Source organism: Prevotella sp. OH937_COT-195, assembly GCF_003932845.1.
GTDB lineage: Bacteria > Bacteroidota > Bacteroidia > Bacteroidales > Bacteroidaceae > Prevotella.
On record NZ_RQZH01000155.1, the window covers coordinates 1 to 431 of the forward strand.

The 431-nt window shown below is 30.4% G+C and carries 1 protein-coding gene; it reads left to right on the forward strand.

The window, feature by feature from the left end; all coding sequences use genetic code 11:
- On the forward strand, nucleotides 1–256 hold a 256-nt coding region (locus EII32_RS12875; protein WP_148096849.1), incomplete at its 5' end, for an SdpI family protein.
- Nucleotides 257–431 lie beyond the last annotated feature (175 nt).

Here is a 431-nt window from a genome sequence, read left to right on the forward strand (position 1 = left end):
CTTCTACGGTTTTAGAACAAAAAAATCAATGAAAACTCAAGAGAATTGGTATAAAGCCCAAATCTATTGTGGACTATACCTAAAACATTTTTTTAAATATAGCCTTTGTTTTTCCGTGATTTTTATAATCTTAGATGCATTTTCACTAATAACAAATAAAGAAAATATAATACAATGGTCTGTCATAATCCAAAGCATAATTCTCTGTGTTTTACTCTTATACATAATACCTAAAACTAACAAAAAATTAGATTAATCAAGACTATTATCTGCTTTATTCCAATTGCTTTATTGACGTTGAGCCTCGGAACCCTTAACAAACCCAAAACTTGTCGAATGGTCGGCTTAATAGCTCACGCTATGCCGACATTTGTCTTCAAGTTTAGTTAAGGATTCTTCTCAACGATTAATAAATTTTCTCGGCATAAATG